This window comes from Aerococcus vaginalis (assembly GCF_053762225.1).
On sequence record NZ_JBSMYC010000002.1, the window covers coordinates 289,616 to 315,861 of the forward strand.

The 26,246-nt window shown below is 45.0% G+C and carries 27 protein-coding genes; 26 read left to right on the forward strand and 1 reads right to left on the reverse strand.

Going from position 1 to position 26,246, the window contains the following annotated elements; all coding sequences use genetic code 11:
* Positions 1–28: 28 nt before the first annotated feature.
* Complete coding sequence (locus ACWOEX_RS03695) at positions 29–364, reverse strand: hypothetical protein (protein WP_455298056.1); 336 nt, start codon at positions 362–364, stop codon at positions 29–31.
* Positions 365–552: 188 nt separating this feature from the next.
* Here ACWOEX_RS03695 and gmk point away from each other — a divergent pair, with 188 nt between their 5' ends.
* The 26 genes from gmk to ACWOEX_RS03825 all read left to right on the forward strand — a co-directional run bounded on the left by gmk (position 553) and on the right by ACWOEX_RS03825 (position 26,198).
* Positions 553–1,185, forward strand: coding sequence for a guanylate kinase (gene gmk, locus ACWOEX_RS03700; protein ID WP_455298173.1), 633 nt, complete (start codon positions 553–555; stop codon positions 1,183–1,185).
* Positions 1,182–1,403 carry a DNA-directed RNA polymerase subunit omega gene (rpoZ, locus tag ACWOEX_RS03705; RefSeq protein ID WP_455298058.1) on the forward strand — a complete coding sequence of 74 codons (222 nt, stop codon included), beginning with the start codon at positions 1,182–1,184 and terminating at the stop codon, positions 1,401–1,403. The genes gmk and rpoZ overlap by 4 nt, the downstream gene beginning before the upstream one ends.
* 82 nt (positions 1,404–1,485) lie before the next feature.
* Positions 1,486–3,906 (forward strand): primosomal protein N', encoded by a 2,421-nt coding sequence (gene priA, locus ACWOEX_RS03710; RefSeq protein WP_455298060.1) that lies wholly within the window; start codon positions 1,486–1,488, stop codon positions 3,904–3,906.
* 15 nt (positions 3,907–3,921) lie between these two features.
* On the forward strand, positions 3,922–4,890 hold the full coding sequence (gene fmt, locus ACWOEX_RS03715; protein ID WP_455298061.1) for a methionyl-tRNA formyltransferase: 969 nt from the start codon (positions 3,922–3,924) through the stop codon (positions 4,888–4,890).
* Positions 4,877–6,265 (forward strand): 16S rRNA (cytosine(967)-C(5))-methyltransferase RsmB, encoded by a 1,389-nt coding sequence (gene rsmB, locus ACWOEX_RS03720; RefSeq protein WP_455298063.1) that lies wholly within the window; start codon positions 4,877–4,879, stop codon positions 6,263–6,265. Before fmt ends, rsmB begins: the two co-directional genes overlap by 14 nt.
* A gap of 34 nt (positions 6,266–6,299) precedes the next feature.
* Entirely contained in the window at positions 6,300–7,043 is a 744-nt protein-coding gene (locus tag ACWOEX_RS03725; protein WP_455298064.1) for a Stp1/IreP family PP2C-type Ser/Thr phosphatase, read from the forward strand.
* Entirely contained in the window at positions 7,040–9,091 is a 2,052-nt protein-coding gene (gene pknB, locus ACWOEX_RS03730) for a Stk1 family PASTA domain-containing Ser/Thr kinase (protein WP_455298066.1), read from the forward strand. Before ACWOEX_RS03725 ends, pknB begins: the two co-directional genes overlap by 4 nt.
* On the forward strand, positions 9,084–9,980 hold the full coding sequence (gene rsgA, locus ACWOEX_RS03735) for a ribosome small subunit-dependent GTPase A (RefSeq protein WP_455298068.1): 897 nt from the start codon (positions 9,084–9,086) through the stop codon (positions 9,978–9,980). Before pknB ends, rsgA begins: the two co-directional genes overlap by 8 nt.
* A 14-nt stretch (positions 9,981–9,994) precedes the next feature.
* Positions 9,995–10,654 carry a ribulose-phosphate 3-epimerase gene (gene rpe / locus ACWOEX_RS03740; RefSeq protein ID WP_455298070.1) on the forward strand — a complete coding sequence of 220 codons (660 nt, stop codon included), beginning with the start codon at positions 9,995–9,997 and terminating at the stop codon, positions 10,652–10,654.
* Positions 10,654–11,325, forward strand: coding sequence for a thiamine diphosphokinase (locus ACWOEX_RS03745; protein WP_455298072.1), 672 nt, complete (start codon positions 10,654–10,656; stop codon positions 11,323–11,325). Before rpe ends, ACWOEX_RS03745 begins: the two co-directional genes overlap by 1 nt.
* Positions 11,326–11,401: 76 nt before the next feature.
* A complete protein-coding gene (rpmB, locus tag ACWOEX_RS03750; protein WP_455298074.1) occupies positions 11,402–11,590 on the forward strand; it encodes a 50S ribosomal protein L28 in 189 nt (62 codons plus the stop codon).
* A gap of 221 nt (positions 11,591–11,811) precedes the next feature.
* Complete coding sequence (locus ACWOEX_RS03755) at positions 11,812–12,630, forward strand: MurR/RpiR family transcriptional regulator (protein WP_455298076.1); 819 nt, start codon at positions 11,812–11,814, stop codon at positions 12,628–12,630.
* 39 nt (positions 12,631–12,669) lie between these two features.
* Positions 12,670–13,590 carry a dihydrodipicolinate synthase family protein gene (locus ACWOEX_RS03760; RefSeq protein ID WP_455298078.1) on the forward strand — a complete coding sequence of 307 codons (921 nt, stop codon included), beginning with the start codon at positions 12,670–12,672 and terminating at the stop codon, positions 13,588–13,590.
* A gap of 31 nt (positions 13,591–13,621) precedes the next feature.
* A complete protein-coding gene (locus tag ACWOEX_RS03765) occupies positions 13,622–14,353 on the forward strand; it encodes a sugar phosphate isomerase/epimerase family protein (protein ID WP_455298080.1) in 732 nt (243 codons plus the stop codon).
* 44 nt (positions 14,354–14,397) lie between these two features.
* Positions 14,398–15,906 (forward strand): sodium:solute symporter, encoded by a 1,509-nt coding sequence (locus ACWOEX_RS03770; protein WP_455298082.1) that lies wholly within the window; start codon positions 14,398–14,400, stop codon positions 15,904–15,906.
* A gap of 19 nt (positions 15,907–15,925) precedes the next feature.
* Positions 15,926–16,825 carry an ROK family protein gene (locus ACWOEX_RS03775; protein WP_455298084.1) on the forward strand — a complete coding sequence of 300 codons (900 nt, stop codon included), beginning with the start codon at positions 15,926–15,928 and terminating at the stop codon, positions 16,823–16,825.
* The gene (locus tag ACWOEX_RS03780; RefSeq protein WP_455298086.1) at positions 16,825–17,517 is read left to right on the forward strand and encodes an N-acetylmannosamine-6-phosphate 2-epimerase; all 693 of its coding nucleotides are present in this window, start codon (positions 16,825–16,827) and stop codon (positions 17,515–17,517) included. The genes ACWOEX_RS03775 and ACWOEX_RS03780 overlap by 1 nt, the downstream gene beginning before the upstream one ends.
* Before the next feature lie 145 nt (positions 17,518–17,662).
* Entirely contained in the window at positions 17,663–17,989 is a 327-nt protein-coding gene (locus ACWOEX_RS03785) for a hypothetical protein (RefSeq protein ID WP_455298087.1), read from the forward strand.
* Positions 17,976–19,925, forward strand: coding sequence for a V-type ATP synthase subunit I (locus ACWOEX_RS03790; RefSeq protein ID WP_455298089.1), 1,950 nt, complete (start codon positions 17,976–17,978; stop codon positions 19,923–19,925). The genes ACWOEX_RS03785 and ACWOEX_RS03790 overlap by 14 nt, the downstream gene beginning before the upstream one ends.
* 47 nt (positions 19,926–19,972) lie before the next feature.
* The gene (locus tag ACWOEX_RS03795) at positions 19,973–20,458 is read left to right on the forward strand and encodes a V-type ATP synthase subunit K (RefSeq protein ID WP_455298091.1); all 486 of its coding nucleotides are present in this window, start codon (positions 19,973–19,975) and stop codon (positions 20,456–20,458) included.
* A 36-nt stretch (positions 20,459–20,494) separates the two neighbouring features.
* Positions 20,495–21,082: a hypothetical protein gene (locus ACWOEX_RS03800; protein WP_455298093.1), complete on the forward strand. Its 588-nt coding sequence runs from the start codon at positions 20,495–20,497 to the stop codon at positions 21,080–21,082.
* 2 nt (positions 21,083–21,084) lie between these two features.
* The gene (locus tag ACWOEX_RS03805) at positions 21,085–22,068 is read left to right on the forward strand and encodes a V-type ATPase subunit (protein ID WP_455298095.1); all 984 of its coding nucleotides are present in this window, start codon (positions 21,085–21,087) and stop codon (positions 22,066–22,068) included.
* Entirely contained in the window at positions 22,058–22,372 is a 315-nt protein-coding gene (locus tag ACWOEX_RS03810) for a V-type ATP synthase subunit F (protein ID WP_455298097.1), read from the forward strand. Before ACWOEX_RS03805 ends, ACWOEX_RS03810 begins: the two co-directional genes overlap by 11 nt.
* Positions 22,373–22,384: 12 nt before the next feature.
* A complete protein-coding gene (locus ACWOEX_RS03815; protein ID WP_455298099.1) occupies positions 22,385–24,163 on the forward strand; it encodes a V-type ATP synthase subunit A in 1,779 nt (592 codons plus the stop codon).
* On the forward strand, positions 24,163–25,560 hold the full coding sequence (locus ACWOEX_RS03820; RefSeq protein ID WP_455298101.1) for a V-type ATP synthase subunit B: 1,398 nt from the start codon (positions 24,163–24,165) through the stop codon (positions 25,558–25,560). Before ACWOEX_RS03815 ends, ACWOEX_RS03820 begins: the two co-directional genes overlap by 1 nt.
* Complete coding sequence (locus ACWOEX_RS03825) at positions 25,560–26,198, forward strand: V-type ATP synthase subunit D (protein WP_455298102.1); 639 nt, start codon at positions 25,560–25,562, stop codon at positions 26,196–26,198. The genes ACWOEX_RS03820 and ACWOEX_RS03825 overlap by 1 nt, the downstream gene beginning before the upstream one ends.
* Positions 26,199–26,246 lie beyond the last annotated feature (48 nt).

The following is a 26,246-nucleotide window of genomic DNA, read 5'->3' on the forward strand; positions in this document are numbered from 1 at the left end:
CTGAACGACGCTTCGTTCTTTTTTATTTTTAATCTAACTCTGTAGCTTTGATCGTTAAGAGACATTCAGCAGGAATGACGCGATGGATGCCGTTGTCGATATCGTAGAAGCGAAAGACTTGACCCTCCATCGCCGCTTCAAACGTTCCGAAGTATGTATCGCAAGTTAATCCGTCTCCCATGCGACGGCTGACTTTTAAATAAACGGGCGTTTGTTGTTCGGCATAGTAGGTCACGGTTTCTTGTAAATCATCGAGTGTCTTCATACGTGTCTTAGTAGGAATCGCAGTTTTTGTTTTAGGTTTGAAGGCACGCTTTGCGAGTTGTGGGAAGATACCCCACGGATGACGATAAGTATTTTCCATTGGTCGAACTCCTATCGAACATTTGTTCTGTTTTCGTGATATGATATTACCGAACAGACGTTCGATAGTCAAGAACGATTTTTGATCAGAGGAACTTTTAGTGAAAAATCGTGGCAATGCTTTAATGGTCATGGGGTTTTGTGGTATCATAAATGGCACACTATCGAGATTTGGATGAAAGGTGCACTATGAAGTCGAAAGGATTGTTAGTCGTTCTGTCGGGTCCCTCAGGTGTAGGAAAGGGAACCGTCAGAAAAGCATTATTCAACACAAAAGAAGGACAAGATCAGTTCTATTACTCTGTTTCTGCAACCACGCGTCAACCACGCGCTGGTGAAGTCGACGGTAAAGATTATTTCTTCATTACGAAAGAGAATTTTGAAGAAATGATCAATGAGGAACGTCTCCTAGAGTATGCGACCTATGTCGATAATTACTACGGAACGCCGATCGATTATGTGGAAAGTATGACCGAACAAGGAAAAGACGTTTTCTTAGAGATTGAAGTGCAGGGGGCGCTTCAGGTGAAACGTCGCATGCCGGAAGGGGTATTTATTTTCCTTGCGCCGCCTAACATGCGTGAATTAGAATCGCGTATTGTCAATCGCGGAACGGACAGTTCAGAAGTGATTGCGAAACGAATGGACAAGGCACGTGACGAGCTGCAGTTAATGACACAGTACGATTACGTTGTCGAAAATGATGAAGTCAGTCGTGCAGTAGAGCGTATTTTGACGATCATCAAAGCTGAACATTTGAAGGTCGATCGTTTTATTGATGATGTTGTCGAGAATTATATGGGAGAAGGGGACATTCAATGATTATTTATCCATCCATTGATACTTTGTTAGATAATATTGAATCCAAGTATTCATTGTGTAGCGTTGCGAGCAAGCGTGCACACGAATTGCAAGCTGAACAAAATCCAATGTTAAAAACTTACGAATCACCAAAATATATTGGTCAGTCATTGGAAGAAATCGCAAAAGATAAATTGGTTGTTGCGAAAGATGAACAACCCGTCGAAACAGCTGAATAATGAGTCGTTCGCTCAAATGAGATAACGGATTGGTGGTGGCATGTGCCACCTTTTTTATTTGGAAAGATAGGAGGCGAAGTGCGTGGTAGAAAATAGGCAATATGCAGAAGTGATCGTTGATGTACCGACACAACAGACAGATCGACCATTTACGTATGCCGTTCCAAATGACTTGCAAGACAGTATCACATGTGGTATGCGCGTTAAAGTGCCGTTCGGTGTACGTGAAGTGATCGGATTTGTAGTGAATTTAACGTCACAAACGGACTATGATGGTGAAATGCGTGAGATCAGCAGCTTAATGGATGAAACACCAGTGGTCACTGAGGAACTACTCGAATTGAGCCGTGAGATGTCTGAAAAACTGTTCAGTTTCCGCATTAACTGTCTCCAAGCGATGCTACCGAGTATGCTCAAAGGCCAGTATGAAAAAACATTCTATCCGACGCGCCACTTAACCTATATGGAACGCGAGTCTGCATTCAAAGATCAGTCCGCCATTCGCTGGCAGGAAGCTGAAAAAAGACAGCTCCTCGGCACATTGCTTCAATGGCGTAAACAAGATAAAGTGCGCCTTAAATACAGCGTGAATGATCAGACGACGCAAGCGACAGAAAAATGGATTCAACCGCTACTTGGCTTTGAACAGTTAGAAGCCGTACATGACCAACTCTCTAAGCATGCAACGAAGCAGCAATTACTCTGCGAAGTATTGATGCAACTGGATGGGCAGCGAATCGCACTCAAAACGTTGCGTGAGGAATACGATCTCAATTTGCAAACGATCCGTCGTGGCGAAGCAAAAGGGTGGCTCAATATATTTGAAGAAGTTGTTGATCGTGATCCTTATAGCGAGCAGACGATTGAACGCACGACAGCCAAATCGTTATTACCACAACAAGCCGAAGCTTTTGAACCAGTCAAAGCAGCGATTGAAAACCATCAAACTGGCATCTACTTACTCGAAGGGGTTACAGGTAGCGGAAAAACCGAAGTGTATATGCAATGGATCCAAGCAGCACTTGATCAGGGAAAAGAAGCAATTCTGTTAATTCCAGAGATCGGATTGACACCGCAGATTGTTGGACAACTGAAAGGGCGTTTTGGTGAGGCGGTAGCGATGCTTCACAGCCGGTTATCTGTCGGTGAGCAGTTTGATGAATGGCGCAAAATCAAAGATGGACGTGCCAAAATTGCTGTGGGCCCACGTTCTTCTGTTTTTGCACCGTTTCAAAATCTTGGGATCATTATTATCGATGAAGAACACGATCTCGCCTATAAACAACAGAAGGATCCGCGTTATCATACACGAGATATTGCGATGATGCGGAGTAGCTATCATGCGTGTCCGGTGGTACTGGGGAGTGCGACACCATCCCTAGAATCGCGCGCACGTGCACAGAATAAACGGTATCAGTTACTACGACTAACCGAACGCGCCAATCAAAAGCCACTGCCAACCGTATCGATTGTCGATATGCGAGAGGAGTACAAACAGAAAAATTATCACCAGTTCTCTAGGCAGTTGTATCGTGCCATGCAGCAGACGCTCAATGAAGGGCACCAAGTCGCTTTACTTTTGAACCGCCGCGGTTACGCGAATTATTTAATGTGTCGCGATTGTGGGCATGTTTTCAACTGTGTGAACTGTAGCGTATCATTGACGTATCATCGTTCAGATCACACGCTACGCTGCCATTACTGCGGCTATACAATCCCATTGCCACAGCGCTGCCCAGTGTGTGGCGAAACACGTCTGCGTGATTTTGGTGTAGGTACTGAACGTGTCGAAGAAGAGATCAATGAACTGTTTCCGAATGAAACGGTGATTCGTATGGATAATGATACGACACGCCGTAAAAATAGCTATGACCAATTACTCACCAAAATCCGTAACAATGAAGCAGGGATTTTATTGGGGACGCAGATGATTGCGAAAGGACTCGATTTCCCGAATATTACCTTGGTAGGGGTATTGAATGCGGACACCTCACTATTTATGCCCGATTTTCGTTCAGCAGAGCGCACCTTTCAATTACTCACACAGGTTAGTGGGCGTGCGGGGCGTGGTGATACGCAGGGCCAGGTTATTTTTCAGACATTTAACCCGGATCACTATGCAATTCAGTTTGCGTCACGGCAGGACTATGAAGGGTTCTATCGCACGGAGATGAACTATCGCAAGTTGAATCACTACCCGCCGTATGTGTTTGCGGTGCAGGTGACGGTATCGAGTGCAGAAGAGAATGATGCGTTGGTAGCTGCTGTCAAACTGGGTACGAAATTGCGGCAGCATGCGGAACGATTTAATGACCGTGTGATTGGACCGAGTCAAGAACCTGCGCGGCGTCTGAAGAAACGCTACTATTTCCAAATGATTTATCAGTATCGCAATCCAGAAAGCCCCAAACAGTTATTAGAAGAAATTCGCGAATTAGCACAGGTGTGGGAGAAAGACCGCATTTATATTACGATTGATATTGAACCGCAACAGTTTTTATAACGAGGAGGAACACACATGTACAAAATTGTTTATATGGGAACGCCAGAATTTTCAGTGAAACCACTCGAAGCATTGATCCAAGCACCAGAATATGATGTGAAGGCAGTCGTAACACAGCCGGATCGTCCAGTGGGTCGCAAGCGCAAACTTACTCCGACGCCAGTGAAGGAAGTTGCCTTGGCACACGATATTCCAGTCTTTCAACCTGAAAAAATCAGCAAAGATGCTGAAGTACAAGCATTTATTGAGTCAGAACAGATCGACGTGATTGTGACCGCTGCGTTCGGCCAATTCCTGCCAGAAAAATTGATCAATACACCGGCACACGGTGCGATTAATATTCATGCCAGTCTATTACCAAAATATCGCGGCGGTGCACCCGTTCATTATGCGATTTGGAATGGGGACGCGGAGACAGGTATTACATTGATGCAACTCGTGAAGAAGATGGATGCTGGTGATATGCTCGCGCAGAAACGTATTCCGATTGAAGCCGAAGATACGGTCGAAACGATGTTTGAAAAATTGAGCAATCTCGGTGTTGAGGTATTGATGGATAATCTCACTGCTTACTTAGAAGGTGAGATTACGCCGGTTCCTCAGCCTCAGGATGAATCACAGGCGGTGATTTCACCAAATATTACACGTGAACAGGAACGCGTGGATTGGACAGAAACAGCAGAACGTATCCACAACCAAATTCGTGCGTTCAACAGTTGGCCGGTTGCGCACACCTTGATGGCAGGTACACGCTATAAATTATGGAATAGCGAAGTAGTGAGTGATGAGACAACGCACGAGGAACCGGGAACAGTCATCAAAATTGACAAAAAACCAGCGACGTTACACGTGGCGTGCGGCGAAGGTACGGTGCTTGCTTTGACAGAGATTCAACCAGCAGGTAAGAAACGTATGGATATCGCCGGTTTTATCAATGGTGGTAGTGGAAACCTCGAGGAAGGTAAACGCTTTGACAACGAATAAGCAAACACCATCACTGAAGCAAACCGCTCGCTATCAGGCCATGCAGGTACTCAGCCGCGCGATGACTGGCGAACAGTTCCTTAACGACGGGGTACAGCAGACGATCAGTCAGAATCGCATTGTTAAACGAGACATCCCACTCTTTACCAATTTAGCGTACGGTACGATGCAGCGCCATTACACGTTGGAGCGCATCCTCTTGCACTTTGTAGCACGTCCGCAAGGGATGAAACGATGGATGAGAGAACTGCTATTGGAAAGTTTATATCAGTTCTATTATCTCGATCATATTCCGGATCATGCGATTGTTGATGAGGCAGTTAATATTGCTAAAGTGCGCGGGAATCGCTCAGTATCCAGATTTGTCAACGGTGTGCTTCGCAATATTATGCGTCAGGCACCAGTGCTCGAGGACATCTTGAAGGAACTGGCCACCGACACTAAGAATTATCGAACCTTAACCAATAGTTTACCGCCGATATGGTATGATTATTTTGTGAAACGATGGGGTACAGCGCAGACTGAAGCGATTGCAGAATCATTGAATCAGCCCGCGCCCGTTAATATTCGTTTCAGCGGACTAAATAAATTATCAGATCAAGAAAGTATCGCACGTTTGGCTACTGAAGGTATTGAAGTTGAAGCGAGCGCGATCACACCGCATGTGTATCGTGTAACCTCAGGGAGCCCGATGCATAGTCGGATGTTCTCTGAAGGTCGCTTCACGATTCAAGATGCTTCAGCAGCATTAGCGGTTGAAATTCTCGACCCTAAACCAGGAGAACGTGTGTTGGATGCTTGTGCGGCGCCGGGTGGTAAAACCGTTCAGCTTGCCGAAAAAGTTGGCAAAACTGGCCAGGTGATCGCATCAGATATTGAACCGCGCAAATTGAAGACAATCGAAGCCAACGTGAAGCGACTACATGTATCAGCACAGACAGAGATTACAGCTGGTGATGCGACGCAATTAGCAGAACGTTTCCCTAAAGACACATTCGATCGAATTTTAGTCGATGCGCCGTGTTCTGGTATTGGCTTATTCCGTCGTAAACCGGATGCGAAATATCATAAACAGCTCGCTGACTTGAAAGCTTTACAAGCGATTCAAGAAGAAATTTTAGATGCAGCATTCGAAGTCTTAAAGCCTGGCGGGACGTTGCTATACAGTACGTGTACGATTACGAATGAAGAGAATCATGAAGTTATCGCACATTTCTTAGCGAAGCATCCAGAAATGCAGATCGAAGCACTATCCGACGCACTAAAGGCACCCTTAGCCGAAGCGATGTGTGAGGATGGTACGATCGAAATCTTGCCGCATCAATATCAGAGTGATGGCTTTTTCATTGCGAAGTTAACAAAACAAGGTCACTAGCTATTAGAAAAATATCAGAGAAGAAGGTGACAGTATGCAAATTGCAAAACTGACAGATGTTGGGAAACGAAGACAGAATAATCAGGATCAGGCGGATATCTTTAAAAATCGTTCCAACCAGACACTCGCATTGCTGTGTGATGGTATGGGTGGAGAAAATGCCGGCGATGTTGCCAGTGAAATGGCACTCTATCAAGTGGGTGTCGCCTGGGAAAAGACAGAAGCGATGACATCAGATAACATTGCGAAATGGTTCAATGAGACCGTTGGGGCAGCTGATCGCCGTGTCTATAATGTTTCCATGCAATATGATGATCTGTCGAGAATGGGAACGACGATTGTCGGTATGGCGCTACTCGACGATCAAGGTGTGATTGCGCACGTCGGTGATAGTCGTTGCTACCGCTTGCGTCATCATGAATTTGAACAGTTAACCAAGGATCATACGTACGTGCAAGGTCTTCTTGATGAGGGTGTGCTGACACCTGAAGAAGCAGAAACACACAATGAAAGACATAAATTGAGTCAAGCGATTGGTGTTGATGAGTACCTCGATGTAGCTATTGATCAGACGGTCTTGGAAGCTGGTGATCGCTACTTATTATGTTCCGATGGGCTGACGGATATGTTGACGGATGCGCAGATACAGGACATTTTAGTAGTGGCCACGTCGGTTGATGAAGCAGCTAAACAGTTGATTCAACAGGCTAATGATGCAGGTGGTCGGGATAATGTAACGGTTGTAGTGATCAAAATTGAAGGGAGCGTTAGCGAATGAGAAAAGACGAATTAATCGACGATCGCTATCGTATCCTTAGGCAGATCGGGTCAGGCGGCATGGCGACGGTCTATTTGGCGATGGATGAATATCTCGATCGCCAAGTTGCCATTAAATTTTTACGGTTAAATGCTAATTCCGATGAGAAATCTGTCGAGCGTTTTCAGCGCGAAGCCTATTCGATTTCGCAATTAAATCACCCGAATATTGTCAATATCTATGACATTGTCGATAACGACAAAGGCCACTACCTTGTCATGGAATATGTTGAGGGGATGGATCTCAAGAAATATATTAAACAGAACCAACCGCTCTCACCAGAAGAATGTCAGGATATCCTTTCTCAAATTCTAGATGGGATTCAATCCGCGCATGAAAATTACGTCATTCACCGTGATCTCAAACCGCAGAATATTATGATCAAACCGGACGGCACCGTGAAGATCATGGATTTCGGTATTGCGGTCATTTCGACGGAAACGGCATTGACGCAAACGAATACGATTATCGGGTCGGTTCATTATCTCTCGCCAGAACAGGCGCGCGGTGGGATCGCAACACCACAATCCGATGTTTATGCGCTCGGTATTGTCGGTTACGAAATGATGACAGGACACGTGCCGTTTGATGGCGAATCCGCGGTAAGTATCGCTGTTCAGCATTTCCAAGAACCGTTGCCGGATATTACAGCAGATCGTTCCGACATACCGATGGCGATGCAGAATGTCATCTACAAAGCAACGGCTAAAGATGCCAGCCATCGCTACACCTCGTGTCAAGAGATGCGTGAAGATTTACGCACAGCGCTGTCGCTTGAACGACAGGGTGAGACACGCTTTTCACCGGAAGAAGATGTCAGTATGGAAACCGCGGTACTCGGTGAAGATGCGATCCGCAATGAAATGTCGCATCATCCCGAAGCGATGGTCGCCGCTTCCGCTGTCGGCGCAGGGGTAGCTTCGATGGCATCGCGCGGTAGTAACACAGCAAAAGCGCAAGATAAAAAGCCTAAAAAACAAGCTAAAAAGGATAAAAAAGAAGACGAAGAGCCGAAGAAATGGTGGCAGCATGCTTGGGTATGGCTGTTGCTAGTGCTGTTCTTGTTGGGGACAGGGCTCACGACTTTAGCGATTAATAATCGTCGTAATCAAGTCGATCTCCCGAATATCCAGAATATGACGGTTGATGAGGCGACGGAAGCGTTAAATAATCTCGGGATTTCCGTTTATGGGAATAGCCGTGAATATAATGAAGAAATTCCGAAAGATCATGTGATTGACACCAACCCGTCGATGGGCACCAAGATTAAAAAAGGCGACGGTGTGAACCTCATTATCAGTGATGGGAAACAGCCGTCTGAGATGCCAGATGTTACTGGCATGAGCTATGAGGAAGCGTCAGCTCAGTTGCAAGAGCAAGGCTATACTGTCAATAAAGCGGGCGAATATAGTGATACCGTAGCGCCGAATATTGTGATGGCACAAGATGTTGCCGCTGGGGAACAGGCGGTTCCAGAAGAAACAACCGTCACGTTGACCGTAAGTCTCGGACAACAGATCTTCACGATGGCTGATTTGACGGGGTATTCCAAGGCTGAGGTGCAACAATATGCCGATCAATATCAGCTACAGCTAACCTTTAATGAGGATTATTCTGATTCCATAGATGAAGGTCGTGCGATGGCACAGACCATTTCGGCTGGTTCAGAAATTACGCATGGGAATCCGTTAACGGTGACATTATCTAAAGGTCAGGAGCCGGAAACGAGTGATAACTCGAGAACACGAAACAATGGACAGACGTCACGATTCACCTACCGGATCACGATCCCGTTCGATGATAGTGATGATGCGAGTCGAAATGAAGTCGAGATTTATATCGATGACAAGAATCACAACTATGATTCACCAGCAGACACGTTGAGAATTTCTAGAAACCGTAATTATACTTTACGTTTCGAAACAGATAACGGTGAAGAGGCAAGATTCAAGGTTGTTCGTGATGGTGAAACGATTATGGAAAGTCGAGTGGTACCAAATAATGACTGAGACAAAACACGGCATGATTACACAGGCTATTAGCGGTTTTTATGATGTGGAAACACCGGATGGCGACGTGATACGTACGCGTGCGCGCGGCCAATTTCGGCATAAGAAGAAAGCACAAGAACCACTTGTCGGCGATCAAGTAGACTTTATAATGAACGATGATGGGAGTGGTACGATCGTTCAGATTGCACCACGTCGAAACCGTCTCGATCGTCCACCAGTAGCGAACATTGATGTCGCACTCGTGACAGTATCGGTTAGAGAACCTCAGATTCCATTGCGGCTGATTGATCGTCTCTTAGTTTATCTAGAAACGATCGATGTTTTGCCAGTAATCTATCCAACAAAGAAAGATTTGTTGGAAAATGATGAAGAACACGAAACCGTGGCACAAGCAGAAAAATTGTATCAATCGATCGGTTATACCGTAATTACTGAACCGTCAATCAAAACATCAAAGACTTTCGCAGATGCGATTGCGGATAAAACTATTGTGGTGATGGGGCAATCTGGTGTAGGCAAAACGACCTTGTTGAATGAGATGATTCCGGACATGGCACTGGAAACGGGTGAAGTGTCGAAAGCACTCGGTCGTGGGCGCCATACGACACGTCATATCGCACTCTACCACAGTCTCGGTGGACGTTGGATCGATACGCCAGGTTTTTCGTCATTAGACTTGAAGTCATTAACGACACAGAACTTGCGCGAATGTTTTCCAGAAATGCGCGAACGCCAGATTGACTGTAAGTTCAGAGGGTGTGTACATCTGAACGAACCGGGATGTGCTGTCAAACAAGCGGTTGAAGCCGGTGAAATTGCTGCTTCTCGCTACCAGCACTATCAAGAATTTTACCAAGAACTAGATAATCAAAAAACAATTTATTGAAAGTGAGTTATGTAATGAAATTATATCCTTCTATTTTGAATGCTGACTTCAGCCGTCTCGAAGAAACCGTCTCTGAAGTTTTAGCGAGTGGTATCGATGGGCTCCACCTCGATGTCATGGATGGGCACTTTGTACCAAACTTGTCATTCGGGGTTGAGATCATTCAATCCGTGCGTTCATTCACGGATACCTTCCTCGACTGTCATTTGATGGTGACGAATCCTGAAGACTACATTGATGACCTCGCTGAAGCGAGTGTGGACAGTGTAACGATTCATGCGGAAGCTACGCCACATACATACTCTGTGCTTCAATCCATCAAAGCAAAAGGCATGAAAGCTGCTGTAGCGGTTAACCCTGGCACACCGATCAGCGCCATTCGTGAGCTCTTACCGATTGTTGATATGGTGCTCGTGATGACGGTCAATCCAGGCTTCGGTGGGCAAGTCTTTATCCCAGCGATGTTGACTAAAATTCATGAATTAAACATGATTCGTGAGGCGCAGGACTTCAACTTTGAAATTGAGGTTGATGGTGGAATCAAGCCAGATAGTGCCAAACAATGTGCAGATAATGGTGCGGATTGCTTCGTTTCCGGTTCTTATATCTTCAAAGCTGAAGATATTCCAGCGGCCGTAAAATCATTCACCGAGGGAAAAGAGTCTGACGCGTAATGAAAATCGCTTATCTCATCGGTAGTTCTACCTTTGATGAAGCTTTCTTTAAGGAAGAAATCAAACAGCACGCAGACGATGAGCAGTACTTTATCGGGGTCGATCGTGGCACACGCCGGTTACTAGCATTAGATATCGCGATGGATCTCGCAGTCGGTGATTTTGATTCGATCAGTGATTCAGAACGTGCAGAAGTTGCGGCGCATGCGAAACAATTTGTCGCGTTAAATCCAGAAAAAGATCTGACCGATACCGAGAGCGCGCTCCATGTATTGCTGGAAGAATTTCCAAAAATGGACGAGTATCGTTTCTATGCGATGCTCGGCGGCCGACTCGATCATACGCTCCATAATATTTGGATGGGCTTCGATCCATACTATCAGGACGTCATCGGACGTTTTCGCTTTGTAGCGCCAGATGATATCCTGGCATTTTATACACCAGGAACGTATCAACTCACCCGCGACCCAAGAATGACTTATCTCTCATTCATTGCGATGCAACCGGTGAAAGAGTTGACACTCAAAGGGCCGAAGTATCCGCTCGATCATTACGACATGTCATATGCACAGTCGTTTATCAGTAATGAATTTGTGACAGATGACATGACCTTCTCGTTCAAAGCGGGACAATTGTTGGTTTTACAAACACGAGATAGTGCAAAAATCTAATTGATGGTTGAAATAAACCGTATAAATATGGTATGATGCTCGGGTATTTAAGTTTTCAGGAAAGGGGATTAGAGGTATGGCTAAGAGATCTTACTTAAGCGGTAAAGGTACCGTCGCAGGAAACAATCGTTCTCACGCATTGAATGCGACACGCCGCACATTCAAACCGAACCTTCAAAAAGTACGTATTTTAGTTGATGGTAAACCAAAACGTGTTTGGTTAACCGCACGTGAAATTAAATCTGGTAAATTTACCCGCGTGTAATTTCCAAATTAATCAATGAATGACTAAGCAGTAGCTTTCGGGCTGCTGCTTTTTTTGTGCCTGGAAATAAATCGTACTGCACTTGTTTCTTCACTCACAATAGATTAAAATATTTTCAGAATTACTTCTTTATGAAAATAGAAAAGAGGGATAATATAAAAAATGTAGAAAGCACTTACAGATAGCGCTTTAGATTTTTACTTTTAGTGAGGAGTTAGGGAATGGATATTGTTGACAAAATTAATCATGCCTATTCCTTGCTGTCGAAGAAGGAGCAGGCGTTAGCACTCTACGCGATCGAAAAGAGCGACGAAATGGCGGATAAAGATATCCGCAAATTTGCCGAAGAAACGGACATCAGCATGTCGACGATTTCCAGATTTGTTCGAAAGATTGGGTTTCGCAATTTTGAACAGTTCCGGTCATCGTTCGAAGCGAGTGAAGAGCGCCCGTCCAAGTACATCGGTGGCAATCCTTCATATGTGAAGAAAAAGTCTATAGGCATTTATCGCATCTATCAGGAGGTGATCAGAGAAGCCCAGGAAATGATCGACGTCGATATGATCGAAAGGGCGATCGAAGCGATCAAGGGCAGCGGACGTGTTTTCGTTTACGGTATGGGTAGTTCGGGGTTGACGGCAACAGAATTCCGTCAGCGATTGACGCGAATGGGCATCAACGCCTTTGTGGCGACGGATGACCATATGATGGCGATTCATAATCAGTCAATCCGAAAAGGTGATAGCGTGATTGGGATTTCCGCATCGGGTAAGACCTACGAAGTTGTGCAATCGCTCAAATCAGCGAAAGCGCACGGTGCAAAGACCATTGCGATTACCGCGACAGAAGGACCGCTCAGCCAGGCTGTTCATTATCCGATTGTGTGCGGACATGAATTGATGATCGAAGATTTCATTAATTCACAGATTCCGCTCGTTTATGCGATTGATGTGATCTGTATGCTTTTGCTAGACGACAATCGACTGCGATGGAACTTGGAACGTACTATCCTCTCGATGGACGCCATCAAAGCAAAATAATGAGTATTAATAGTTTTTAGTTTTATGGAGGTTTATCTAATGAGTAGCAAGATCGAGAAATACGAAGGTATTATTCCAGCATTTTACGCTGCATACGACGAAAACGGTGAAGTTGACTTAGAAGCTACTAAGAAAGAAGTACAATACTTCATCGACAATGGCGTTGACGGTATCTACGTGAACGGTTCATCCGGTGAATGTATTTACTTAAACGTTGAAGAACGTAAAGCCATCATCGAAGCGGTTATGGAAGTTGCCAAAGACAAATTAACCGTTATCTGCCACGTTGGTGCGAACAGCACACGCGACAGTCGTGAATTAGCACGTCATGCGGAAGAACAAGGTGTCGATGCGATCGCTTCTATCCCACCAATCTACTTCAAATTACCAGACTACTCTGTTGCAGGCTACTGGAACGAAATCAGTGAAGCTGCACCAAGCACAGACTTCGTTATCTACAACATTCCACAATTAGCAGGTATCGAATTAACCGTTGATTTGTTCAAAGAAATGTTGAAGAACCCTAACGTGATCGGTGTTAAGAACTCTTCAATGCCAATCCAAGATATTCAAATGTTTGCGGCTGCAGGTGGTGATGACCACATCATCTTCAACGGTTCTGACGAACAGTTCATCGGTGGTCGTGCGATCGGTGCCAAAGCGGGTATCGGTGGTACTTACGGTACAATGCCACGTCTTTTCGTTAAATTGAACGAACTTTTCAACGAAAACAAGATGGAAGAAGCACGTAAATTACAATTTGTTATCGATGACATCATCTACATGTTGACAAGTGGTCACTGCCACATGAACGCTTTCGTTAAAGAAGTATTGCGTATCAATGAAGGTCTTGACCTCGGTTCTGTTCGTCGTCCGCTCGAACCATTATCAGAAGAAGATAAAGAAGCTGCCAAAGTAGCTGCTGCGAAGATCAAGGAAGTAGAAGCTGAATACTTATAATTCGGCGCGTTGACTGAAGGAGGAAACTGACGTGAAAGTTTCAATCAATACAGCGGTTTTCTTGGATGAATTGAATGCCGGCAAAACGCAGCTCGACTGCGTAAAGACACTCGCTGATGAAGAAAATATTGCTGGTATCCAAGTTCGCGATGAATTCTTCAAAGAAGATACACGTGCAGAGGAATTAGATGCCATTTATGAACTCGCTTCATCAAAAGGATGGACGATCGATTACTCTGTACCGCAAGCGTTATTTACCGAAGACGGGTTAAATCCAGAACTCGGTAATTTCTTAAACTTGACTGGTGCACACCACATCGATGCCTTGAAATTCAGTTTGGGGGCTCCAACAGAAGAAGCCATCAAAGAAGCTGAATTGTTGATCAAACCGAGTGGTGTCTCTGTCACTGTTGAGAATGAAGGTAACGATCACGGTGAACCAGAATATGTCGCTAAGCAATTAGCAAACGTGACAAAGAAAGGCGTTATCGGCTTTACCTTCGATGCTGGGAACTGGTACTGGGTAGACAAGGCTGTCAATGTCAATCGCGTGTTCTTAGACCTTAAGGATTACGTCACGGTTCTTCATTTGAAGAACATTGATGTCGCAAAATTGGATACGACATTGCTCGAAGATGGCGATACAGATTGGCGCGCTTTAGTTGCTAATAAACCCGCTGAAGTGCCAGTTTACTTGGAATACAATATTCCAGCAGAGTATCTCGGTGCCGAGATGAGTAAAATCACACAATTTGATGCATAGGTTTTTATAGCAAAGAAGGAAAAATAAAGTAGGAGGACAGAATTATGGATGGGAAAGTCGGTTTTGGTGTAGTTAACGCCATTGTCGTTATTTTGTATTTACTTTTCACATTGGGCTTTGGTAGTAGCTTTATGAAAAAAGCTAGCAAGAACGCAGACGCATACTTTACTGCTGAAGGTTCATTGCCAGGTTGGGCTGTCGGAATGAGTATTTTTGCGACGACCCTGAGTTCAATCACGTTCATGTCACAGCCAGAAAAATCATTCAACGGTGACTGGGCATATGCTATCGGGTCATTATGTATTATCCCGATTATTCCAATTTTGATTGCATTTTATGTACCATTCTTCCGCAAGTTGCATGTAACGACAGCTTACGAATACTTGGAAGAACGTTTTGACCCAATTATTCGAACGTTAAACAGTTTGCTATTCGTCGTTTACCACTTGGGTCGTATTGCGGTTGTTATTTACTTGCCAGTATTAGCAATTGCGTCTGTTACAACAATTAATCCAATTCTTGTGGCATTAGCTATTGGTATTATTTGTATTATCTTCACCATGTTAGGTGGTATTGAAGGGGTTATTTGGAGCGATACTATTCAAGGATTTATTCTCCTCGGTGGTGCGGTCTTAGTTATTATCGTTGGTCTTTTCAAGATTGATGGTGGCTTCTCAACCGTCGTTTCTACAATTGGTGGCGAAGATAAATTTATCTCTAGTTCTAACTTTGATGTAACAAACTTAGCAAGCTTTGTACCTTTGATTTTCATCGGTCAGTTTGTTAACTCTCTGTATCAATACACAGGGTCTCAGGATGTTGTTCAACGTTATTCTTCTTCTAAATCTTGGAAAGAAACGATTCAGTCATTAATGGTTCCAGGAATCTTAGGGGTTGTTGTTATTCCATTGTTCTTCGGTATGGGTAGTATTATCTATACTTACTACGCTAACAACGGAAGCTTACCAGCAGACTTCAACACTGGGGCAATTGTTCCTTACTTTGTATTGTCACAGTTGCCTGTTGGGTTAGGTGGTTTGATTATCGCTGGTATTTTTGCAGCTGCACAATCGACCGTTTCAAGTAGTTTGAACTCAATCTCTGCATGTCTGGTTGTCGACATTAAACGTCGTTTCTTCCCTAAATTATGGAAGAACCTCTCTGAAGTTACTCTTGCACGTATCATTGTTATCATTGCCGGTATCATTGGTACAATGGTTACAGTTTACTTCACAGCTGGTAACTCTTCAGAAACTTGGGAAATCTTCTTGACCGTAAGTGGTCTGTTCGGTGTACCGACTGGTGCAATGTTTGCCTTAGGTATTTTCACTGAACGTACAAACGGTCGCGGTGCATTAATCGGATTGATTGCTGGTATTGTTTCCGCATTAGTGGCTAACGGTTTGCAAGTTAATGCGTTATTAGTATCGACTGTCGCATTCATCATTACACTTCTTGTTGGTTACTTTGCAAGCTTCTTGTTCCCTAAGAACAACAAGAATGTTGCCGGTTTAACATACAAGACACGTGACGTTGAATACATTCGTTCTTAATTGAAAGGATCCGTCATTTATGGCAATTCTATGTATTGATATTGGCGGCACCGCCATTAAATATAACGTGTTTTCCAACGATGGGGAGCCGATCGAACCGACCAAGGAAGTACCAACATCGGTCGATCATGAGGCGAAAACGAATCATATCCTTGATCAGGTTTTCGAATTGATTGATTACTACAGTGCCACGATTGAAGGGGTAGCAATTGCGAGTGCCGGGGTTGTCGATCCGATTAAAGGTGAGATTGCCTATGCGGGCGCCACAATCCCTGAATATAAAGGTACGAACTTCAAGGATGCCATCCGCGAAAAATACGATTTACCATGTAGCGTTGAGAACGACGTTTCGTGTATGGGTTATGCTGAAACGTGGCGCGGGCAAGCAAAAGATGCCGCTTCTGCTATCTGCTTAACACTCGGTACCGGTATCGGTGGTGCGGTATTGATCGATGGCGAAATGTGGCACGGTGTTCACTACACAGCTGGTGAAGTGGGCTACCTCCCGATCCAAGGACACGACTGGCAGGACATCGCTTCAGCAACTGCCTTAGTGAAGTTTTACCGTGAATTAACGGGCAAAACGGATGTCAATGGTAAAGATGTGTTCGATGCCTATGACCAGAACGATCCGGATGCCGTAACTGCCGTTGAACGTCTCACTGCGAATATCAGTGAAGGATTGCTAGCGATGTCATACCTATTCAATCCAGAACGTATTGTCATCGGCGGTGGGATTATGGCTCGCGCTGATATCTTACTACCAATGATTAAAGACAAGATGGCAGAAGCCGCTGAGAATGCGATCTTCCTGCCAGGAGAAGTACTCGCTTCTGATTTGAGTAAATCCGCCAACCTCTACGGCGCTTTCTACCACTACATTAAGGAGCGACAGCGAGAATTAGAGAGGGGCAAGTAATGAAAAAATCAGAATTCCTTGAAAAGATTAAAGGCGGCTTGATTGTTTCTTGTCAGGCTTTGCCAGGCGAACCGATGTACACTGACAAAGGGGGCGTCATGCCACTCTTTGCGAAAGCGGCTAAAGAAGCCGGTGCGGTTGGTTTACGTGCAAACTCTATCCGCGACATCAAAGAAATTCGTGCAGTGAATGACTTACCAATGATCGGGATTATCAAACGTGATTATCCACCAACGAACATCTACATCACTGCAACAATGAAGGAAGTTGATGAGCTCGTTGAAACAGGCGTTGAAGTGATCGCATTAGACTGTACACTTCAAGATCGTCCGAACGATATGAGTGTTGCGGAATACATCAAAGCGATCAAGGAGAAATACCCGGATCAGTTATTGATGGCAGATATTGCAACGTACGAAGAAGGTGTCAATGCTTGGGAAGCGGGAATTGACTTCGTGGGTACAACCATGAACGGGCACACACTAGAAAGTATTGAAAACCCTGTAACGACTGAAGAATTAATCAAGAAATTCAAAGCAGACGGTATGACCGTTATCGCGGAAGGCGGTATCCACTATCCAGAAGATGCGCGTCATATCCAAGATCTCGGTGCAGACGGCATCGTTGTCGGTGGGGCAATCACCCGTCCGAAAGAAATCGCAGAGCGCTTTATTGAAGCGTTAAACGCTTAATGATATAATAGCTAAAGCTTCATTTGATCGGAATATTCAAAAACGATCTCTAAGAAGCAGAAGCCAAATATGATAGAGAGTAGTGGGAAGTTTGGTCACATGTGAAGGGGGCAGACTTCCCACTTTTTTATAAGGAGGTGGAGCTATGGGCATGGAAACGCTAGAAGATGTCTTGAAGATTGATGACGCAGTCAAACAAATTCAAGACGAGCAAGCCGAAAGTGTTGCCACTTTCAAAGAACAGCAGGAAGCACGTGTCAAAGAAGCGCGTCAAAAAGCTGATGAAAAAACAACCAATGAAAGTGAACAGCGCCAGAAGGAATCGAAACAGCGCTTAGAAGACTTCGAGAAGCAGAGTAACGAAGATTTCGAGAAACGCAAACAACAACGTGAAGCATTTTTTGCGAAGGAGCGCGATGCAATGGTTCAGAAGGTGAAAGAGGAGGTGCTTAACCAGTATGGCAATCGCTGAAATAAACAAAGTAACACTTGTGACTTTTAGAGATATGAAAGATCGCGCCTTAAAACGTCTGCAAAATTTACAAAATGTACATGTCACAGACTTTAACGAGGCGTTGGAAGATCAGGATATCGCTACAAGTCTGGCTTCATCGGATAGCAGTGAAAGTGAGAAACGTTACCAGGAAGCGGAACAAGCCCTCAAAATTCTGAGTGAATACCAAGCATCGTTGAGTCTGAAGGATAAATTCAATCGTGCGCGTAAGAAGCGTCCGGAATTATCGGTCGAAGCGTTGGACAGCGTCTTATTGAATCAGAGCAATGTCCAAAAGATCCGAGACATTAATGCGAGAGCGGATGAACGACGTCAAATCCAAGGAGAGATCGAGAGTATCGAGGATACCATCGATCATCTATCACCTTGGAAACGTGTGGATGTTCCACTTGCTAAACTTCAGGATATTCCTTATGTGACGGTACGTTACGGTTCGGTATTGAATGATGATAGTCGTTCACATTACAAAACATTGAATGACAAAGCATTCCATATCGAAGAAGTTTCCTCGACAGATGATCAGATCAATATTGTGGCTGTCTATCAAGACAAAGATGCCGAACAATTTGAAGAAGTTGCTGAACAGGCTGGCTTCCAAGATATGTCTCTTGATCAGAGTATCTCACCAGAAAAACGTTTGAAATCACTCAATAGCAAGCGCGATGAATTGAAACATCGTGAACAAGAAATTGTGGAAGAATTAAAAGCGGCAACGCAGATTATTCCAGCCATCAAATTATTGAGTGAAGGGTTCTATAATCGCTGGCAACGTCAAAAACTCGACCATATGATTTACCACAACGATTATCTCGTGGTTATTCAAGGTTGGGCGTTAGCAGAAGAAACGGAAGAAATAAAAGAACAACTCGATTTAACCGTCAAGAACAGCAATTATGTCATTTTCTTTGACGAACCGACTGAGACGGAAGTTTCAGAAAGCGAAGTGCCTGTTAAGCTCAAGAATAATGGCTTAGTGGCACCGTTCGAGATGATCACGGAGATGTACGGTGTGCCAGAATACGATGATGTGGATCCAACACCTCAAGTTATGCCTTTCTATGCTTTATTCTTTGGAATGATGATGGGTGACTTAGGGTACGGTATTCTGTTACTCGTTGGTTCACTCTTGGCGCGAAGCCTGTTTGATTTATCAGACGGTATGAAGAACATTACAAAACTCGGTGTCATCTTGAGTATTCCAACGATCCTCGTCGGGTTAGCGTACGGCTCTTTCTTTGGGGTATCGTTACCGTTCAATTTGATTGATCCGTTGAACGATGCGATCACCCTGATGGCGATATCCGTCGCTTTCGGTGCCATCACCATCTATGCCGGTTTAATTACCAAAGCTTATTTGGAAATTCGTCACAAGAATTACCTTGCGGCGTTTACAGATGGTATCAGTTGGATATTATTACTGACGAGTTTCTTCGGTATGGCAGCTGGTGCCATGCTCAATATGCCAACCGTTCTCAAGGTTAGCGGTATTGCAGCATTGGTTATCGTACTGGCGATGATTATTATTCCAACGATCGTCTCGAAAAATAAAGGTGCAGCATTCGGTGGCAGTATCTATAACGTGTACGGTGTTACGGGATATATCGGTGACTTCGTCAGTTTCACACGTTTGATGGCACTCGGTCTCTCCAGTGGTAGTATCGCGATGGCGTTCAACTTATTGGTGAGTCTGTTACCAGGACCAGCACGTTTCACAGTTGGTATCCTATTATTGATTCTCTTGCACGCCTTCAACATGTTCCTCGGTGTATTGAGTGCATACGTTCATAGTTTGCGTTTAATCTTCGTGGAATTCTTTGGCAAGTTTTATGAGGGAACCGGTAAGAAATTTACACCGATCGGGATCTTGCAAAAATATACACATCTCGATCGCTAATACATACAATAGAGATAGTTAGTCTGAATTAGGGAGGCAATAAAATAATGGAAACATGGTTAAACTTTTTTACTGAGCACGGCGGAATGTTCTTGGCAATGCTCGGTATCGCAATCGCAGTAACATTCAGTGGTATGGGATCAGCACGCGGTGTCGGTGAAACCGGTGCGGCTGCTTCTGCACTATTGAAAGATCAACCAGACAAATTCGCGAACGCTTTGATCTTAGTCCTCTTGCCAGGTACGCAGGGACTTTACGGATTCGTTATCGCGTTCATGATTTACATCCAAATGAGTCCAGAAATGACTTTACAACAAGGTTTAGCATACTTAGCAGCTGGTATCCCAGTTGGTTTGGTCGGCTTGATCTCTGCGAAATACCAGGGACGCGTGGCAACAGCAGGTATGCAGATCTTAGCGAAACGCCCAGAAAACGTAACAAACGCGATCGTTCTTTCCGTAATGGTTGAAACGTACGCGATCTTAGGGTTATTGATGTCTCTATTCATGTGGTTGACAGCAAACGGTATGTAACACTTTTGACATTCCATCAAAAGGAGGGGTTACCGGATGGCTACAATTGATGAGATTAAAAACAACGTCCTTGCTAAAGTGAGAGACGAAGAGGAAGAAAAAGCAAAACAAGAAAAAGAAAAAATTAAAGCGAAGATCGACGAACAATTAGAACAAATTGCTTCTGAGAGTGATGGTCGCAATGCGCGTTTGAAGAAACAGGACGAACAAGCGGAAAAGAATCGCCAACAGCAAATCCAAAAAGCACAACGCTCGAAGGAATTGGAAATGCAGGATCGTCTCATGCAGGATATCTTCCAAGAAGCCTTGCATGAACTCAACGGATTATCCGCTGATGATTTGTTCGAACTCGTTAAACGTGCCTTAAACAGTGCTCCTGAACGTGCAACGGAGCTCGTGCTCGGTGCCAACAACGAACAGCAACTGACTGAAGAACAATTACAGTCATTGAAAGCTGAACACAGTGAATTAACGATTTCAGAAGCCACTGTCAAAAATGCGGGTGGTTTCATCTTGTCACAGGATGCCGTGGACTATAACTACACGTTCAAAGCATTGCTGGCAGAAGTTGAAAACTCACTCTCTGCGACGTTCATTAAATGGGCAGAAGACGAGGAGGAATAGCTATGGTACTGGATTACGGCGGGATCAATGTCACAGTCCGTATCAAGGAACAACAGCTCTTCACTGCTGAAGACTACAAGAAATTACTCCAAGCGAGCCCGGAAGAAAGTCGCACGCAGCTCTCTGATCACGGTTACGATGTGAATGAGGACAAGACGCTCGAAGAGATTTTCAACGATCGTCTCAAAAAAGACTATCGGGAGTTCTACAAAGACGTCCCGGATGCGCGATTGCTGGATATTTTTGCGTTACGCGATGACTACCACAATCTCAAAGTCCTCTTCAAAGAAAAAGTGAGCGGTAATCAACTGGATGACCTCTACTTGGCGCACGGACACTATGATATTGATGTATTACGTCAAGTGGTCGAAGCTGAAGGCATGATTACAGGTTTTCCAGAACCACTCACGCAGGCTGTAACGAAAGTGAAGCAGGCTGTATCCGGATTAGAGGACGTCAATGCGATTTCGATTATTCTAGATCTCGGGTATTTGAATCACATTAAGATGCTTGCGGATGAACTCGCAGATCCAGAGTTGAGTGAAGCCTTAATGGCGCAGCTCGACGGCATGAACTTCAAGATGGCGTTGCGTATGCATCACGCCGACCGTTCAAAGGGATTCATGTCCGCAGCATTATTCGATGGTGGGAATATCCCAAGTGATGAATTGATCGATATCGTTGATAGCGATGATCATGAGCGCTACCGCCAGTTAGTCGATCGTTTGTTTAACGACAAGGCGATTGCTGAGGCGATCACGGCTGATGATTTCAGTATGGTGAACTTGGAGCATGCGATGACGGAATATACAGCAAATCGCATGCGTGACGCACACTTAGAGGCTTTCGGACCAAAACCACTGATCAGTTACTTGTGGTTCTTGCAGAATGAAATGAATAACATTCGTTTGATTTTCATCGGCAAGGCGAACAGCCTTGATCACGAAATGATTGAAGAAAGGATGCAACCGATCAATGAAGGCTAAAATTGGTGTCGTCGGTGAAGGCGATGTGGTTTTTCCGTTTAAGTTGCTGAATTTCTCAACATTTTCTGTTGAAAATGCCAGTGAAGCGCGAAAAACCATCAAAGAATTAGCAGATGATGACTACGGTGTCATCTATCTCACAGAAAATATTGCAAAAGAACTGCCGGATGTCTTGAAGTTCTACGAATCTGAGACTGTGCCAGCAATCATCGTCATCCCATCACAACAGGGATCTGGTGGTTTTGCGAGAGAACATCTCAGAGAAACAGTCAAACAGGCAATCGGTCAGGACATCTTAGATTAAGGAGGGGAACTTTTGGAAGCCGGAAGAATAATTGAAGTCTCCGGTCCGTTGATTAAAGCGGCCGGAATGTCCGATGCTTACGTCCAGGAAGTATGTTACGTCGGTAATCTCCGCCTAACAGGTGAAGTTATCGAAATGCACGGTGACGTCGCATCAATTCAGGTATATGAGGAAACATCAGGTTTGAAACCGGGTGAACCCGTTGAAGCCAGTGGTCATCCACTGTCAGTAGAATTGGGACCAGGTCTATTGACCAAGATGTTTGACGGTATTCAACGTCCACTCAAAGAATTCCAAAACTTAACAAATTCAGATTACTTAAAACGTGGGGAACAGGTTGACCCGCTCGACAAAGATGAAAAATGGCAATTCGACGCTGAAAAATCTGTCGGAGATGAAGTTGAACCAGGTGATATCGTTGGTTCCGTTCAGGAAACAGAAATCATCAACCACAAGATCATGGTGCCACAAGGGGTCAAAGGTAAATTGACCAAGATCGAGAGTGGCGAGTTCACATTGAAGGATGATGTTTACACTGTTGAATTAGAAGACGGTGAAACGAAGTCATTCGGTTTGAGCCAACGTTGGCCAATCCGTGTCGGTCGTCCATTCAAAGAAAAACTCGTACCGGATCAGATCTTGCCAACCGGTCAGCGTGTAGTAGATACGTTTTTCCCAATTACTAAAGGTGGGGCAGCTGCTATTCCTGGGCCATTCGGTGCAGGTAAGACAGTCTTGCAGCACCAGATTGCGAAATTCGCCGAAGCTGACGTTGTGGTATACGTTGGTTGTGGGGAACGTGGTAACGAAATGACGGAAGTATTGAACGAATTTCCACAGTTGAAAGACCCTAAGAGTGGTAAGTCCATCATGGAACGTACGATTTTGATCGCTAACACGTCTAACATGCCAGTGGCGGCGCGTGAAGCATCTATCTACACGGGTATTACGATTGCAGAATACTACCGTGACATGGGGTACTCTGTTGCCATCATGGCCGACTCAACCTCACGTTGGGCGGAAGCATTGCGTGAAATGTCTGGACGTTTGGAAGAAATGCCAGGTGACGAAGGTTACCCAGCATACTTGGGTTCACGCATCGCAGAATACTACGAACGTGCCGGTCACGTCTTAACACTCGGTTCTGGTGACCGTGACGGTTCCGTAACAGCGATCGGAGCGGTATCACCTCCAGGTGGGGATATTTCCGAACCAGTAACACAGAATACCTTGCGTGTGGTTAAAGTATTCTGGGGATTGGACTCTTCGCTCGCACAGCAACGTCACTTCCCAGCCATCAACTGGCTCGACTCATACTCACTCTACAGCGACACGGTACGTAAGAAATTAGCGGATCATCTCGACAACAACTGGGGTGACATGGTTCAGGAAGCGATGAACATCCTACAGCACGAAAAGAGTTTGAACGAAATCGTTCAGTTGGTTGGTGTGAACTCACTTTCAGATAGTGACCGTCTTGAATTGACGATAGCACGTATGTTGCGTGAATCCTACCTCCAACAGAACTCATACAACGAAATCGACCAAACCGCATCGCTGAATAAACAGTTGACGATGATGAAGACGATCTTGGCCTTCAATGAAGAAGCCAAGAAAGCCCTCGAAGTCGGCAGCTACTTCGATGAAATCATGAATGGTACCGAAGAATTACGTGAAAAGATTGAACGTATGAAATACACGCGTGAAGACGATCTCAACGAACTCGATGAAATGCGTGAATCTTTACCAGATCATTTCAAGAAAATTATCCAGGAAGGAGGTAACCGTTAATGTTAAAAGAATATAAATCAATTACGGACGTTTACGGTCCGTTGATGGTTGTGGAAGACATCGATGACGTCGCTTATGACGAATTGGTTGAAATCCACATGCAGAATGGCGACACACGTATCGGACAGGTATTGACCATCGAAGAAAATCGTGCCATCGTGCAGATTTATGGTGGTGGTTCCGGCATTAACTTGCGTGACTCCAAAGTTCGCTTTACGGGTAAGCCACTAACGTTCGGTGTATCTCCTGATATCTTAGGACGTACCTTTGACGGATTGGGTAACCCAATCGATCAAGGCCCACAGATCATTGCGGATGAAGAACGCGACATCAATGGTGAAGCAATCAACCCGGTAGCGCGTGAATATCCGGATGAATTTATTCAGACAGGGATTTCAACGATCGACCACATGAATACCTTGGTTCGTGGTCAGAAGTTACCGATCTTCTCCGGTTCTGGCCTGCCTCATAAAGAATTAGCCGCACAGATTGCGCGTCAATCTACCGTGTTGAACGACGATGCAGAATTCGCCGTTGTTTTCGCAGCGATGGGGGTAACTTTCGAAGAAGCACAGTACTTCAAGGATAACTTGGCTGAAACAGGGGCAGCGGATCGTTCCGTCTTGTTCCTTAACTTGGCGAACGACCCAGCGATCGAACGTCTCGCAACACCGAAGATCGCTCTGACTGCAGCGGAATATCTCGCCTACGAACGCGGCATGCACGTGTTGGTTATCATGACTGACATGACGAACTATGCCGAAGCGTTGCGTGAAGTATCCGCCGCTCGCCGTGAAGTGCCAGGACGTGGGGGCTACCCAGGTTACTTGTACACCGACTTGGCAACAATTTATGAACGCGCAGGTCGTATCGAAGGCAAGGAAGGTTCGGTAACGCAGATTCCGATCTTGACCATGCCGGAAGACGACATTACGCACCCGATCCCTGACTTGACGGGATACATTACTGAGGGTCAGATCATCCTCGATCACAGTCTCGACAACCAAGGGATTGAACCGCCAATCAACGTATTGCCGTCCCTCTCACGTTTGAAGGATGAAGGTACTGGTCCAGGTAAGACGCGTGAAGACCACGCCGATACGATGAACCAGATGTTCTCAGCTTACGCAAAAGGTAAAGAAGCCAAAGAACTTTCCGTCGTATTGGGTGAATCCGCACTGTCAGAATCTGACCGTAAATACTTGAAGTTCGCGGATGAATTCGAGAAACAGTACGTGAACCAAGGTTTCGAAACGAACCGTACAATTGAAGAAAGTTTAGAACTTTCTTGGAAGATGTTGACGTATATTCCGAAGAACGAATTGACACGTATCGACGATAAGTTGATCGACAAATACTATCCGTCAACGGACAATGAGGCAGAGGATGATGCGTAATGGCAAACAAGAAGAACGTCAAGCCAACGCGTATGGAGCTCCAGACGCTCAAAGGACAGCTTGAGGTCGCAAAACGCGGTCACGATCTGTTGAAGAATAAACAGGACGAACTCATGCGTCAGTTTATTCCGTTAGCGAAGGAGACAGATAAATTACGTGCTGAAGTTGAAGAGGCATTGACCGATGCGCTCAAGGACTTCGCGCTCGCTACGGCATTGACCAACCGTGCGTATCTCGGTGAAGTAGTGGCCGTGCCACCACAAGCCGTGAACTTGGATATTCAAACCAAAAATATCATGAATGTTCAGGTGCCGCAGATGAACTTCTCCGTCAGTGAAGAAGATCAGAGTGATCAGGAACGCTTCACTTACAGTTACCTGAACACGCCGAGCGAATTCGACCATTCTGTTGACTTGCTACTCGAAGTCATGCCATCTCTCTTGAAATTGGCAGAAAAAGAGAAGCAAATTCAATTGATGGGTAACGAAATCGCTGAAACGAGACGACGCGTGAACGCCCTCGAGTACCGTATGATTCCGGATACCGAGGAAACGATTGACTACATTGAAAACCGTCTCGCTGAAAATGAACGTTCCACGAAGGTTCGTTTGATTAAGGTCAAAGACATGAGTAAATAATTTATGAAAGCTCGGACGCTTGTCGTTCGGGCTTTTTTGATTGGGAGA

Bases quoted from the DNA above. Each gene is read 5' to 3' on its own strand.
- ACWOEX_RS03695 (WP_455298056.1), bottom strand. From the start codon at position 364: ATGGAAAATACTTATCGTCATCCGTGGGGTATCTTCCCACAACTCGCA.
- gmk (WP_455298173.1), top strand. From the start codon at position 553: ATGAAGTCGAAAGGATTGTTAGTCGTTCTGTCGGGTCCCTCAGGTGTA.
- rpoZ (WP_455298058.1), top strand. From the start codon at position 1,182: ATGATTATTTATCCATCCATTGATACTTTGTTAGATAATATTGAATCC.
- fmt (WP_455298061.1), top strand. From the start codon at position 3,922: ATGTACAAAATTGTTTATATGGGAACGCCAGAATTTTCAGTGAAACCA.
- ACWOEX_RS03725 (WP_455298064.1), top strand. From the start codon at position 6,300: ATGCAAATTGCAAAACTGACAGATGTTGGGAAACGAAGACAGAATAAT.
- pknB (WP_455298066.1), top strand. From the start codon at position 7,040: ATGAGAAAAGACGAATTAATCGACGATCGCTATCGTATCCTTAGGCAG.
- rsgA (WP_455298068.1), top strand. From the start codon at position 9,084: ATGACTGAGACAAAACACGGCATGATTACACAGGCTATTAGCGGTTTT.
- rpe (WP_455298070.1), top strand. From the start codon at position 9,995: ATGAAATTATATCCTTCTATTTTGAATGCTGACTTCAGCCGTCTCGAA.
- ACWOEX_RS03745 (WP_455298072.1), top strand. From the start codon at position 10,654: ATGAAAATCGCTTATCTCATCGGTAGTTCTACCTTTGATGAAGCTTTC.
- rpmB (WP_455298074.1), top strand. From the start codon at position 11,402: ATGGCTAAGAGATCTTACTTAAGCGGTAAAGGTACCGTCGCAGGAAAC.
- ACWOEX_RS03755 (WP_455298076.1), top strand. From the start codon at position 11,812: ATGGATATTGTTGACAAAATTAATCATGCCTATTCCTTGCTGTCGAAG.
- ACWOEX_RS03760 (WP_455298078.1), top strand. From the start codon at position 12,670: ATGAGTAGCAAGATCGAGAAATACGAAGGTATTATTCCAGCATTTTAC.
- ACWOEX_RS03770 (WP_455298082.1), top strand. From the start codon at position 14,398: ATGGATGGGAAAGTCGGTTTTGGTGTAGTTAACGCCATTGTCGTTATT.
- ACWOEX_RS03775 (WP_455298084.1), top strand. From the start codon at position 15,926: ATGGCAATTCTATGTATTGATATTGGCGGCACCGCCATTAAATATAAC.
- ACWOEX_RS03780 (WP_455298086.1), top strand. From the start codon at position 16,825: ATGAAAAAATCAGAATTCCTTGAAAAGATTAAAGGCGGCTTGATTGTT.
- ACWOEX_RS03785 (WP_455298087.1), top strand. From the start codon at position 17,663: ATGGGCATGGAAACGCTAGAAGATGTCTTGAAGATTGATGACGCAGTC.
- ACWOEX_RS03790 (WP_455298089.1), top strand. From the start codon at position 17,976: ATGGCAATCGCTGAAATAAACAAAGTAACACTTGTGACTTTTAGAGAT.
- ACWOEX_RS03795 (WP_455298091.1), top strand. From the start codon at position 19,973: ATGGAAACATGGTTAAACTTTTTTACTGAGCACGGCGGAATGTTCTTG.
- ACWOEX_RS03800 (WP_455298093.1), top strand. From the start codon at position 20,495: ATGGCTACAATTGATGAGATTAAAAACAACGTCCTTGCTAAAGTGAGA.
- ACWOEX_RS03805 (WP_455298095.1), top strand. From the start codon at position 21,085: ATGGTACTGGATTACGGCGGGATCAATGTCACAGTCCGTATCAAGGAA.
- ACWOEX_RS03810 (WP_455298097.1), top strand. From the start codon at position 22,058: ATGAAGGCTAAAATTGGTGTCGTCGGTGAAGGCGATGTGGTTTTTCCG.
- ACWOEX_RS03820 (WP_455298101.1), top strand. From the start codon at position 24,163: ATGTTAAAAGAATATAAATCAATTACGGACGTTTACGGTCCGTTGATG.
- ACWOEX_RS03825 (WP_455298102.1), top strand. From the start codon at position 25,560: ATGGCAAACAAGAAGAACGTCAAGCCAACGCGTATGGAGCTCCAGACG.